This is a genomic window from Bacillus sp. THAF10, from assembly GCF_009363695.1.
Lineage (GTDB): Bacteria > Bacillota > Bacilli > Bacillales > Bacillaceae_I > Sutcliffiella_A.
The window spans coordinates 2,869,626-2,882,977 of sequence record NZ_CP045403.1; the positions used below are offsets into that span (position 1 = coordinate 2,869,626).

Consider the following 13,352-nt stretch of genomic DNA (forward strand, 5'->3'; position numbering starts at 1 on the left):
TATGTAAAAATATTTGCTAATACAGTAAGGAAAAATACCATCGCAACAGCGCTTCCCCTTTGAAATAAACAATTATGGCAGCTACCGCAATAGATGGTCCAAACGGAAAAGGCACCCCCCGTTTTACCTTACCAGCAAGCATCCCAACTAATGCTGCAACCATTCCAATCAAGGATGAAAGGAAAAAAGTAAGTATGACAAGCTCCCAGCCTAATACAAATCCGAGAACTGCAAACAACTTCACATCTCCTCCACCCATGCCACCTCTTGACACGAGTGCCACAATTAATGGGATTAGAAAGCCTACGGCAAACCCGATTATATGATTTGGAATGGTTTGATATGGAATAAAGAATCGTTCTACCATAAAAAGAATGAGAAAAAATAGCAATATCTTATTCGGAATGAGCATATAGTGAAGGTCTGAGATGACGATAATGATGAGCATGGAAATGAGTGTCCAAGCAACAATTAATTCATATGTCCACCCCATCAAATAAGGCGCTGTGACAAAAAGGACCGCCGTTAAAAGCTCGAATAATGGATAAATAGGAGACACCGACTTTTGACAGTGCCGACATCTCCCATTTAAAAAAACATATGATAGGACGGGGACTAAATCTAGCCCCGTCAATGTCGTCTTGCAATTTGTACAATGTGATCTTGGTGTAACAATTGACTCACCCTTCGGAATCCGTAGGCCGACTACGTTGTAGAAGGAGCCTAGGAGAAGGGCGATGATAAAGGTAAAAGTTAACATAGGATAATTAGTTTACAGAATCTCTTTTTAAATCTTTTATTAATACTGGTCCACCAGCAGCAGTTTTAACTCCACGTGTACTATTAACAAGTTTAACTGATTCTACGTTACCATTTAAAATATAAACATATGAACCAGTTTCTGGAGCTGTATCACCTGTCGTAATTGGTAATAATCCTTTAACATAAGTATCCACTGTTCCATCAGGATCTTTAACTTTTTCAAGATATTTCTTATCTTCAAGATAGTTAAGCGTGATGTATACTTTGCCTTGTGATAAAGAAGGATCAGAAGTCACTGCCAATTTAGCAGCATTTGCCATCTGCTGTGCATTCGCAACATGAGCATCCTTCTTACTATTGTCTAATAATCCACCAATACTAGGTATAGCAATCGCAGCAATAATCCCTAAAATAACAACAACCGCAAGTAATTCAATAAGCGTTAATCCTTTTTCGTTTTTTAACATTTGTCTACATTTTTGTAGCATGATAATTTCCCCCTCTATGGAAATATGTAGTAATGAATCTATCTATCATTCTATTATACTAACTTACAAAATACAATAAGATTTTACAGCATTCTACATCTGAATATGATTAAAAATATCGAACATTGGAACTAGTATTGATGTGACTATAGTCCCAACTATTCCTGCGAGCAAAACGATCATTAATGGCTCGATTAAACTTTTCAGACGGTCGGTGGCGTGATCGACTTCTTTTTCATAAAACTCGGCGATTTTTTCGAGCATCGCGTCCAGTGAGCCCGTATTTTCACCAATGGCAATCATTTGTGTGACAAGCGGTGGGAAGGCCCAGTGGTCTTTCATCGGACCTGTAAGTGATTCTCCTTTTTCTAGCTCCTGTCTGCTTTTTGCGATAACCTGAGCGATGACCTCGTTTTCCACAATCTTCTCTACCATCCCCATCGCTTGTAGGATTGGCACAGAGCTTGCAAATAACGAGCTTAAGGTTCTTGTCATACGGGCGATGACTGCTTTTTGTAGCAATGGGCCAAATATTGGGAGTCGCAAGAGAAAATAGTCCATATAATACTTTGTTTGCTTTTGTGTTCTCATTCCCATTAACGTAACCACGAATCCCCCGATTAAAAGAAGCAACAGCCACCAAAAGGATTGCATCCACTCACTTGTTCCGAGGACAAATCTCGTGATTAGTGGCAGCTGGGCACCAAAATCACTGAACATCGCCACAAAGGTTGGAACTACGCCAACTAATAAAAAGATGACCACTGCGATGGCAATGACACCGAGTACAAGTGGATAGGTTAGGGCAGAGACAATTTTCTGCTTCGTTTCGTGCTGTTTTTCGTATTGAATCGCTAAGCGATCTAGCGTATCATCAAGGGCTCCACTTGCTTCTCCAGCTTTAATCATGTTAATGAACATTGTGGAAAAGACTTTCGGGTGCTTTCCTGCCGCTTCTGACAGCGGATTTCCTTGTTTCATTTCTTCTTCCACATCAAAGAGCACACGCTTTAACGTTTTACTGGATGTTTGCTGGGCAAGGACGTTGGTCGCTTCTACCACGGAGATTCCTGCACGGATTAGGGTAGAAAACTGACGCAAAAAGATCACAAGGTCACGAAGCTTCACAGGGTTTCCAAGTGTGATTTCCTTTGTGAATAACGATTCTGGCACTTCCTCCAGATTCATCACACGGATGCCTTTTTCCTTTAGCATCACAATGGCTTCGCGGCGCGAGCTGCTGATGATACTTCCACTTTGTTTGCCGGCTGTATTTCTGCCGGTATAGGTGAATTTAGGCATAGTTCACAGCCTCCTGTAAGAAGCTTTCGGCAGAAGCTTTTGAAATAACTCCGTTTTGAATTAGCTGCCTGATGCTCATTTCTAAGGTGTGCATGCCGAGTGCCCGACTTGTTTGCATCACGCTTTGTATTTGATGGATTTTTTCGTTTCGAATCAAGTTTGCTACTGCAGGTGTATTTACAAGAATCTCGGTTGCTACCTTTCTCCCGCTTCTATCTGCGGTTGGAAACAGCCTCTGGGAGACAATTGATACTAGTACCGAGGCTAGCTGCACTCTAATTTGAGCCTGCTGTCCTCCAGGAAACACGTCAATTATTCTGTCAATAGTAGCAGGCGCACTTGTAGTATGCAGTGTTCCTAGTACGAGATGACCGGTTTCTGCAGCAGTAATGGCAGTTTGAATCGTTTCAAGATCTCGAAGCTCTCCGACAAGAATGATATCAGGGTCTTGCCGTAGGGAGGCACGTAGACCTGATGCAAAATTTTTCGTATCAAATCCAACCTCACGCTGGTCAATAATACACTTATTATGCTTGTGGAGGTATTCAATTGGATCCTCAAGTGTGATGATATGTTTTTTTTCCATTCTGTTTAGGTAATCAATCATTGAAGCGAGTGTGGTTGATTTTCCACTACCAGTAGGACCAGTTACGAGAAAAAGTCCTTGTGGTTTGGCTACCAAGCTTTGCAGAATATATGGCAGCTGAAGCTCCTCAAGAGATGGAATTCTTGTTGGAATAATTCGGATGGCAATGGCCACAGACGTTCGTTGGCGGTACGCATTTACCCGAAAACGGGAAATTCCAGGAACACTGTAAGAGAAGTCCAATTCCCCTTTTTCCTCAAAGCGCTCCCACATAAAATCTGGAATCATTTCCTTTGCTAGTATTTCCATGTCCTCTGGTGTTAGACTATCCTCTCCGTGACGAGTAAGCTCCCCATTGATCCGAAAAACTGGGGGAACACCTACGGACAGGTGAATGTCTGACGCCTTGGAATCATAGGCAGTATGCAGCCAGCTTTTCATTTTCTCAATCATCTTCTCACCTACTCTGCTAACGCGACACGCAAGATTTCCTCGGTGGTCGTTAAGCCTTGTTTTACTTTTTCTAAACCATCATCAATCAAAAAGACGGTATCTATGTCATACGCCATTTCACGAATCGCAGAAACCGGTTCATTGTTCATGATTAATTTTTTCATGCGGTCATTAATGACAAGAAGCTCATGAATAGCAAGTCGACCTTTATAGCCTGTCATGTTACACGTTCCACAGCCTCGGCCTCGTTGTATTCCTTCAATTGTCATCCCACGCTTGGCAAAAATCTCACGTTCCCTTTGTGTAGGCTCCTCCATTTGCGCACAATCACGGCACACCTTCCGCACAAGACGCTGCGCGAGCACACCATTTATTGAAGAAGCAACAAGAAACGGTTCTACCTTCATATCTATTAGCCTCGTAATGGTACTAATAGAATCATTGGTATGCAATGTGCTAAGAACAAGGTGACCCGTTAGAGAAGCTCGAATGGCAACCTCAGCTGTTTCCCTGTCACGAATCTCCCCCACCATGATTACGTTAGGATCCTGACGGAGAATGGCACGAAGTCCCTTCGCAAAGGTCATTCCGACATTTGTGTTCACTTGGATTTGATTGATTCCTTCCAATTGATACTCTACCGGATCCTCTACTGTAATAATGTTAACCTTTTCATTATTTAGGTTATTGAGTGCAGCATAAAGAGTGGATGATTTACCTGACCCGGTAGGACCAGTGATCAAAATGATGCCTGTTGGGCGGTTTATTAGTTCCATAAATCGCTTGTGATTCTTTCCATTGAACCCAAGCTGAGAAATATCATTTAATGCACTGCTCATATCGAGGATACGCATAACAACCTTTTCACCAAAAACGGTTGGAAGGGTGGAAACACGAACATCAACCGGATGAAATTCGACATTGGTTTTAATGCGGCCATCCTGTGGTACCCTGTGTTCGGTGATATCCATTTTCCCCATTATTTTTATTCTGGCAACGAGAACATTTTGTGTATGCTTTGGCAACGTTCTTTCAACTTGTAAAACACCATCAATACGATACCTAACAACCACCTTCGTTTCATGGGGGTCGATATGAATATCACTAGCACGTTGTTGAATGGCATTTTGTAATAATTGATTCACAATACGGACAATTGGGGAATCGTCCTCTGTAACGCGTTCCTCTTCCACTTTTACATCCATAGTCGGATCGAGACCAACAAAAAGGTTGTCCATGGAGTCTGTGGAATCATAATATTTTGTGATCGAGCGAAGAATATCATCCTTTGTTGCAATGACTGGTTGCACTTCAAATCCTGTCGATAATCGCAAGTCATCAATCGCAAAAAAGTCCATAGGGTCCGCCATTGCCACAAACAGCTTATCATTCTCTTTTTTTAAGGGAATAAGTAAGTTTCTTTTTGCAAACTCCTTGGATACTACATGCATTAACTTTTCATCGAAGGGATAACGGAACAGGCTGACGTGCGGGATGCCCAATTGAAATTCAAGCACTTCAATAAGCTGCTGCTCGGTTATATATCCTTTATGAAGAAGCAAATCTCCTAATTTTTGATCCTTCGTTTTTTCTTTTAATGTGTCTTTCAGCTGTTTTTCTGTAATGATACCGGCATCCACAAGAAGATCTCCAAGGCGTTTTCTTAATTGAACCATTTTAACTGATCATCCTTTGATTTTTATTTTCCTGTTTCCCCAGTTGAAGAGCCTTCTCCGGGATCAGTAGGCGGCGTATTGCCTGAGTTAGACCCTCCGTTATTGGAACCTGAATTAGGAGGATTATTTCCCGAACCGGAATTGTTCGTAGGATTACTTCCCGGAGTGTTAGAGTTATTGTTATTATTCGTATTATTGTTCGTGTTGTTGTTATTGTTTGTGTTGTTATTGTTTGTGTTTGATCCTGAATTGGATGAAGTATTATTTCCTGAACCAGGAGTACCTGCATTTCCACTCGTACCATTATTAGGAGCGGTCACAACGGGATTGTTTACTACTGCTGGACGCGAGAGACTATGTTGCTCCACTCGCTGAATCGGTGAATAGAAATCCTCACTATAAAGGGTGGTTTCTACAACATTTCCTTCTACGTCCTTTGCTGCCCTAACAAGGTGTATGTATGTCCCATCTCTTCCTTGTTCCTTCACATTTTTTCTGTTGCTTGGCAGTGTAGCGGAATACTGCACAATCGTTTTCGGTGCGAGAGTCTTTCTTTCTACCTCCGTTATCTCATACTCATATGGAAGTGGACCCCCGTTCAATTCCCCTGAAATGAAGGAATTGCTTGCATTGATTGTAAATTTGTAGTCACTGGAATTTGGGTTATTGAATACAAAATCCATTCTATCCTTTTGTATCAGGACTTCATATCCTTCCGAAGCCCATAAAGGCATCACATTGGAAATATGTCTTTCTGAAACATGAAAGTTGGTAGGGCCAATAAGTTCAAACAATAACGATGCAAAGATACTTGCTGCTTCATCTGACAGATTAATCTGTTCCTTTTGCATCCATTCATTTATAGAAAAACTTGCTTTACCAGGAATAACTAATTCAAAATTGTTAAATACATCTGTCATTTCCTTTAAATCTGATGTTCCCGATAAAGATATTTCTGCCACAACAGTGGTTTCTAAAGCAGTTGCATTCTCTGTCAAATAGTTTGCTAGAGAAAAAGTATGATCCCCTTCTTTTAGCTCGGAAGCTACTTTTTCCATATCTCTTTTCAGCAGCTCTGAATCAAGAGATGTAAAGATTTCATTGCTTTGTGTAATTGCTTCTATTTGTTCAAGCAATTTGCCGATCGGAAGTTCTACTTTTAAGCCATTCACCGTTCCGTTTTCTGCGTAATCAATTGTTTCAGGTATTTGGTAGATAAATGCATCCTTAGGAAAGGGAAGGAGTTCACCAGTCCATTCGAGAAAGATGGTATCATTAGACACCCAATTGTTTTTTGCTTTGTCCAGTTTAGCTTCTGCTTCCTCTTTTGAGTGATTACTTACTTCTTCGGTGGCAATCATCGTTTCCTCTGCGAACGTCATATTCTCTGGAAGCCACTTTCCTGCCAATTTCCCCCCTAATTGTGAGAACCCGAAAATAAATCCGGTACACCCTATTAGGACAACCAATAATTTTAAGCTCCGCATTCTGTTACCCCCGTTTTATTCGCTTGAAAGAATTCATAATTAGTTGAATTTTTTTTCATCGTATGAAGAAGTGTTAATGAATAATGGCAATCGTTGAAGTAGTATAGCAGTTAGAAGTAGAAGAAACACCATTAAGATAATACTGTGCCATAAAGTAAGCAGATTAAATATGTAAATGCCGATTAAGCTGATAAGTAATGAGATGCCAGGCAACAACCACTTCCCTGTCCTAGTTACTTTCATTGGAACAAAGAAGAAAATAAGTAATAACAGAATAGATAATAACAGTGCAAATCCATAATTAAGCAATTCCAAAATCTCACCACTTTCTATCTATTTTTACAAAATTTGTAGAACAAAGTAAACTATTGTTATTGTATAATAAAGATAGGTAATTTGAAATAGGAGAATCATAGATGAAAAAACTTTTTAAGGAACAAAAAGGTTTCACTTTATTAGAGGTATTGCTATCCCTTACTATTCTTTCTGTTGTTATTATCGGAATGATGAGTTTTTTTCAAAACAGTTTCCATTATGTGAATGAAAATGAGGATAAAACCATTGCCACGCAAATTGCCCGTAATGTTATGAATTACGTGGAGAAACAAAGTTTTAATAAGTTTGAGGGGTACCTGTCTCATGAGGTTGATTCCAATGAAAATGTACATATCCTATCCTTGGACAAAACGTATTGTGATAAAAAAGTAACCATCAAAAAGAATTCTTCTTCGAGTGATTCCACCTTAGACGGTATTGTCCTTTTTGACAGCATAGACCGCTGCCTATCCATCTTAGATCCTGTCATAAACAATGAAGTTTATTCATCCAAGACTGCCATTTCCATCTTTCTAGTAAAATACAATGATTTTGAAACATTGTCATCTTTGTCTGAGTTAATTTCAAAAGATGATCCTTCCGTTAGTAATCTTCCTTCAAGTATTAAGGAATTGATGATGAATGACCATGAGAACTTCAGCAGTTTGTTACAGCCGAATGAATACATCCGTGCCAATCTATTAAAAGTATATGTAGTACTAGATTGGAAAGATAATAGGGAAGATGTCGTAATCCAAGGAGTGCTAAGCCATGAGACGATTAGGTGAGTGGAGAAATGAAGATGGCGTAACGTTATTAGAACTTCTTGCCGTTATCGTTATTAGCGGTATTATTCTTAGCACTATTTACGGAGTTTTTATTACCGGAATTAATCTATATAAAAAAATCGGCATTGAAAGTCAACTGAAAGAAGAAGCAGATTATATTGTTGCCAATGTACTGAATGAATTTTATGCTTTTTCCCCAGATGATGTAGTGTTTGATGATAATCAAGACGAACTTTCCCTTTTCAAAAAAACGGAACTTCAATTAAACAATAAGGATTTTATTGCTTCTTCAGAAAAAGAAAGTGCTGAAATTGAAAAGGTTATGCTTCAATTAGTAGACAATCAGACGGGAAAGGATTTGTTTCTTACCACTACCTCTTTAATAGGAGAGGAAAGGGAAGAAACGACTACCCAAGTAAATAATGATAAATACCATATCAAAGCGGTTAAGGATCAAGCTGGTGAAGATTTGCCTATTTTTGATTTCCAGTGTACTACGATGGAAAAATCGATGTGTAAAGGCGGCATTATCACCTTTCAGTTCAGCCTTTCCCATGAAATTTATAGTCAAGAGACAAATAGGTTGTATGTAGAACCTATCGAATTTTATAGCAAGTTTGGATATTAACTGTATGAGGTGTTCTGATGAATGAAAAGGGATCTAGCTTATTAGTAGTTTTAATCACAGTCACTGTGTTTATGATATTGGGTATTTCGCTCTTGACGATGGCTCTTGGTGGTACCTTACGAACGCAAATTCAACTTGATAAATACGAGAATATTTATGAAGGCAAAGGGGAGCTTGATTTCCTTATTGCAAAATTTAAAGAACAAGTGGTGGAGATCCCTCTTAAGGCGGAGGATTTACCTTTTAAATATCAAACAACTTTAGATACCATTTTGGCTGATTTGGAAGATCACCCCAACTTTACCGCGAATGATATCACACATCTCTATACAGATCAAAAACATGAGCTTTTCACAAGAATCTATGAGTTTAGCATCGTTCATGGAGAAGCACCAAATATAAGAACAGTGAAAAAAAGAGTTGTATTATCTCCTGCACCAAGCTTTTTAGACTATGCACTCGGTTCTTATAGTCCATCGGAGGAAGAAGGACGACTGAATATCCAAGGTTCACCAAATGTCGATGGAGATGTTATTGCTAACCACCTTCTAATAAAAAATGAAGCAGCATTTACAGATTTGAACGGACCTGGAACGACTAACACTCCTTTTGCTGCTATTAACGGTAAAGTTGATGTGCAAAAAAACATTACCATTTGGGATTCCGTTTCGGCTATGGAAGTACTTGATATTCCAGCAGAATGGCTGCCTACTGACAAGCTATTGGCATCATTTTTTTATCAACTTGATAAGCCGGAAGTTTTTTCCGGTAACGAAGACTTTGTTCATGTTGATTTTAAGCAAACCTATTTACGAGTGCTAAATGAGCAATTGTCATTACCTGAACCAATTCTGACCAGTGACCTTGATGGGATTGATTCTTTGCAAGTTATTCGTGAAAAGGTCGGTCTCTTGAATGAAAGTACGCTGCCTTTAAACTTGCAAGGAGATATGCTATTACTTGACATGGATACAATAAATAGCATTAGTGAACCAATTGTCTACCATCAACCCGTAGCCATTAACAGCGCAGTTGGACCAATTGTAGTGGATAAGGAAATGGTGATTAATGGAGATTTAACCATCACCTCTGCATTAAATAACACGATTTCTATCAGAAAACCGCTTGTGGTATTAGGAGACTTGACCATCGATCTTGCAAATACACCGATGGATATTAGCGGCACTGTGATTGTTCACGGAAATTTAAAGATTAATGGAAATGAAGAAGTCGTAGGTACAGAAACAGAAAATGATGCAATAAAGTTTGATAGTGTGATGTATGCTTTTGGGGAAAGCTTTATATCTAATACAAACATTGAAGGAATTGACGAGACTAAACAGCTTGTTCTTTTCTCAAACGGACCCATTACCATCACAAGAATCAACGAATTTAACAAGTTTTCCAAAGAAATCGAAAATGATAACATCTATGACTTGTCTAATGAAAGCACACCGCTTAAAGCTTTCTTTTATACGGAAGATAAAGCAACCTTATATGGTGTGGGATCGATGTTTCATATTCATGGAGGACTATTCGCAAAGAAAGAGCTAACCGTAAATGCCCTTCGTGGCGATACGGAAAGTAATACACTTGTAACTCCTACCCCAGTTCAAGAAGGAAAGAAAACACGCTTTCAAGTAGTCCATGACCCCGATGTACTTGTCAGTCAGGTTTCAAGATTACCTGTAGCGGACAGATTAAGGGTAATAGTAGATGATACCACAGTAAAATAAACAAGGAGCTCCTGAAATTCAGGAGCTCCTTGTTTATTTACCATCTAAAGTCTTTTGAAGGATTGTTTCCGCCAGCATCTTTCTCTTCCACCATAACGATGGTGGAGGCACTTATGGAGCTGTCTTCTGTGGATGTGACAGTCACCATGACAACACCTTTAGAAACACCCCTACCATGTCCATTTTGTTCAATTGCAAAGATGGAAGGGTCACTCGATTGCCATACAACCTCCACTTGAAATCTTCCGTTAAGATGTGGAGGATTAATCCGTACTTGACCTTGAAGGTTCAAAGGTTGATCTACCTTGGTAGTATAAAGTGGCTTTTTAAATTCAAGCGTATAGTCTGGAATGTCTACCACTTTGATGGTAGCTAGCTTCGTTAATCCCTGACCAGCTAGTGCAGCAGAAATGGTCACCACACCTGGTTTTTTTGCCGTAACGACTCCAGATGAGTCTACTGACGCTATTTGAGAATCTAAAGAGCTCCAAATCATACGTAAATCAATCAATCCCGAAAGACCATCAAAGATACTTTCTATTTGTTGTGTTTCTCCTACATACATTTCATCTTGATAAAGAAGAGAAAAACCGCTCACTCCATTGTAATTAAGGGTGACCACTTCATCAAATGAGGCTCTGATAAATCCTCCATCTGCTCGAACCTGAACGAGTGTTTTACCATATTCTTCTACAAGATATTGATACTCCGTAGGGTTTATCGTTTGCCATTGAGAATAAAGTAATGTCCCTGGTTTTTTAAAGCGAACTTCATATTGGCTTTGAGTATCATACCCTGGCACTACTTTGTCAAAAAACACTTCTGCTTTTTGGTTAAATGTATACTCTCCGTTATCTCCAATAGATAGTTTATTACCAGAGTCTTTCAATCTCACACCTAATTTAGGGGTTAACGGGAACTCTCTTGTCGTACCATTAGCATATGTTATCGTAATATGCTTTTTCCCATCTCCAAACTCCATGGAAAAAATAGGGTTAATAAAGGTCTCATTATTATCATCACGAAGCGTAATGGAAGCCAGTAATTGACCGGTACCTTTATTATATTTACTAATATTCCCAGCATGGTTACCTCGGTACTCTACCACCGGGTTCATATCCGAATCTACTAGCTTAATCACCATTTCTACTTTTTCTATTGGTCTGTTAGTAACCGCAGCCGTTTTATCATTACTATTATTATCTACAAAGGTGATAATTGGATCTGGTAAAGGTTGTGCATGAATACTGTGAATTCCTTTAACGGTAAAAGACAGTCTTTCCGTTTCTTTTGAAAACTCCATTTTTCCATTAACAACATTGTATTGAATTGCGTCAATATTGTAGATTATTTCTGTTGAGCCGTCATCCAATTGATTTTCAACCATTCCTGTTTTTAGGTCTGCTTTTAAACCAGCAGGTAATTTCTGCTTAAGTTTGATATTTTTCAAGGAACCTTTGCTCCCGTTTGCAAGCTTCCCATAAGGCTTGATGGTGTAATCTACTATAAAGCTATCAAAGTTTTCATTCTTCACATTTGATTTTTGCAATCTAATAATGTCATTACTTCTTGGAGCTTCACTTGATAAACTCATATTTAATTCAAAGGAAGGAGCAACTTGATCTTGTACAGAAACTTTTACTTCCTGAGAATAATCTTTTGTAACAGGATTGCCTTTTATATCAGTATATTTCCACTTCACTTTAAAAAAGTAATCACCCTTGGCACTGAATTTTAAAGGAAGATTTGGAACAGATACCAAGCCCGGCCCCTCTCCTACACTATACTGAACACGACCGTTAGATGGAGTAACAATGGCATATGTTTGTCCACCCCGAGTTTCCACTTTTACTCCTGGAGCTTCTTCAACTGAAACATTGTTTGGTATTTTGATTTCTATCCCAACATTATTTAAAGAAGGTGTATCAATTTCATTCACTAATGCTTCAAAAACTTGATTTAGATCCGTGCCTCCTGCTTCAATAGCCATGGATTCACCATTACTTGTTTTGCTAGCCAACTTATCCAAGTAATTAATGCTTGCTTCCCCGAATCCAACAGGATAGAGAATGATTCCACTTTCCTTTTTTGTAATGTTTGCTGCAACCGCTTGTGCATGATTTTCTACATAAACCTTTGCGTCGCTTGCAAACCTAATTTTATTTCCATCATGATAAAAGGTGTTAGGGTTAATACGGTACGATCCATTTGAATAGATGATAAATTCTGTATCCGTTGTGTCTTTATAATTTTTTATTAATTCATAATTATAGGGATCGGTATCACAGTATCCCCAAAAGCACCAATTAACTTTTTCATAGTTTCCCAGTGGTTTTTCCTTCGTGTACAAAACTGTCGGTTCACCGTCAGTTAGAAAGATAATCACCTGTTCCCTAGAGCTATCTTTATGCTTTTTAAGAAGTTGCTCTGCTGCTTGGAGAGAGGAGCTATAATTAGTACCACTTAGCGTTGTACCCTCTGGAGCCGTAATGGTTTTTACAACCTCACTAATTTGGTTGATATCTGAAGTGAGATCTTTTCCATTGAACTTCCTGACTGTTTCTTTACTATTGAATTCGACTAAGCCAAATCTATCTTTATTGATTCTGTCTGAGTTAGCAGCAGTGAATACAGTGGCGGCAGTTTGCATTGCTTCCTTAGCTTTTTGTAATCGTGAAATATTCTTTTGCAATGAAACATTCATGGAAGCCGACTTATCAAAAACAAACACAACATCTAATGGTTTCCTTGGATTTTCAAGCAACATCCCTTCACGAAAAAGTTCAAAGTTCAAGGAAGTTCTTGCAACGTTCTGACTTCCCTCTTTTTGAAGGATTAATTCTTTTCTTGCAGGTTCCACTTTATTTAAATTCAATGAGAGTTGGTCGTTGTTGGTTGGAGTGGTCGCTGCAACTGAATTTGGAGAGATTGCTGAAGAAAGCAACTGCACTATCAGTAAGCAGACGGTAACATGTATAATATATTTCAAAACTCCACATCCCCCTAGTAACATTTTCCTATATATCTACAATTATAGCAGAATCGTTTCTACAAGATACAACAATTGTTATAGATTTTACTAGATTTTCAATTTTTTTATTTTCTTTGTAACATTTCTCCATCTCGGACGT

At 38.8% G+C, this 13,352-nt stretch carries 11 protein-coding genes; 3 read left to right on the forward strand and 8 right to left on the reverse strand.

What is annotated here, in order from left to right; all coding sequences use genetic code 11:
* Window positions 1-16: 16 nt before the first annotated feature.
* From FIU87_RS15035 to FIU87_RS15065, 7 genes are all read right to left on the reverse strand, one after another.
* The gene (locus FIU87_RS15035; protein ID WP_152445342.1) at window positions 17-760 is read right to left on the reverse strand and encodes a prepilin peptidase; all 744 of its coding nucleotides are present in this window, start codon (window positions 758-760) and stop codon (window positions 17-19) included.
* A gap of 7 nt (window positions 761-767) precedes the next feature.
* Entirely contained in the window at window positions 768-1,250 is a 483-nt protein-coding gene (locus FIU87_RS15040; protein ID WP_152445343.1) for a prepilin-type N-terminal cleavage/methylation domain-containing protein, read from the reverse strand.
* Window positions 1,251-1,343: 93 nt separating this feature from the next.
* A complete protein-coding gene (locus FIU87_RS15045; protein ID WP_152445344.1) occupies window positions 1,344-2,552 on the reverse strand; it encodes a type II secretion system F family protein in 1,209 nt (402 codons plus the stop codon).
* Window positions 2,545-3,591 (reverse strand): type IV pilus twitching motility protein PilT, encoded by a 1,047-nt coding sequence (locus tag FIU87_RS15050; RefSeq protein ID WP_152445345.1) that lies wholly within the window; start codon window positions 3,589-3,591, stop codon window positions 2,545-2,547. Before FIU87_RS15050 ends, FIU87_RS15045 begins: the two co-directional genes overlap by 8 nt.
* Before the next feature lie 8 nt (window positions 3,592-3,599).
* Window positions 3,600-5,267 carry a GspE/PulE family protein gene (locus tag FIU87_RS15055; RefSeq protein ID WP_152445346.1) on the reverse strand — a complete coding sequence of 556 codons (1,668 nt, stop codon included), beginning with the start codon at window positions 5,265-5,267 and terminating at the stop codon, window positions 3,600-3,602.
* Window positions 5,268-5,290: 23 nt separating this feature from the next.
* Window positions 5,291-6,676: a hypothetical protein gene (locus tag FIU87_RS15060; protein WP_216647485.1), complete on the reverse strand. Its 1,386-nt coding sequence runs from the start codon at window positions 6,674-6,676 to the stop codon at window positions 5,291-5,293.
* A gap of 117 nt (window positions 6,677-6,793) precedes the next feature.
* Window positions 6,794-7,069 (reverse strand): hypothetical protein, encoded by a 276-nt coding sequence (locus tag FIU87_RS15065; protein WP_152445348.1) that lies wholly within the window; start codon window positions 7,067-7,069, stop codon window positions 6,794-6,796.
* 101 nt (window positions 7,070-7,170) lie between these two features.
* On the opposite strand from FIU87_RS15065, the gene FIU87_RS15070 reads away from it, so the two are divergent.
* The 3 genes from FIU87_RS15070 to FIU87_RS15080 are packed head-to-tail and all read left to right on the forward strand — an operon-like array spanning window position 7,171 to window position 10,221.
* On the forward strand, window positions 7,171-7,857 hold the full coding sequence (locus tag FIU87_RS15070; RefSeq protein WP_152445349.1) for a type IV pilus modification PilV family protein: 687 nt from the start codon (window positions 7,171-7,173) through the stop codon (window positions 7,855-7,857).
* Window positions 7,841-8,485, forward strand: coding sequence for a type II secretion system protein (locus tag FIU87_RS15075; protein ID WP_152445350.1), 645 nt, complete (start codon window positions 7,841-7,843; stop codon window positions 8,483-8,485). Before FIU87_RS15070 ends, FIU87_RS15075 begins: the two co-directional genes overlap by 17 nt.
* Before the next feature lie 17 nt (window positions 8,486-8,502).
* Window positions 8,503-10,221, forward strand: a complete 1,719-nt coding sequence (locus FIU87_RS15080; protein WP_152445351.1) for a hypothetical protein — start codon at window positions 8,503-8,505, stop codon at window positions 10,219-10,221.
* Window positions 10,222-10,258: 37 nt separating this feature from the next.
* On the opposite strand, the gene FIU87_RS15085 is transcribed toward FIU87_RS15080, so the two are convergent.
* Window positions 10,259-13,210 (reverse strand): VWA domain-containing protein, encoded by a 2,952-nt coding sequence (locus FIU87_RS15085; RefSeq protein WP_172971072.1) that lies wholly within the window; start codon window positions 13,208-13,210, stop codon window positions 10,259-10,261.
* Between the last annotated feature and the right edge of the window lie 142 nt (window positions 13,211-13,352).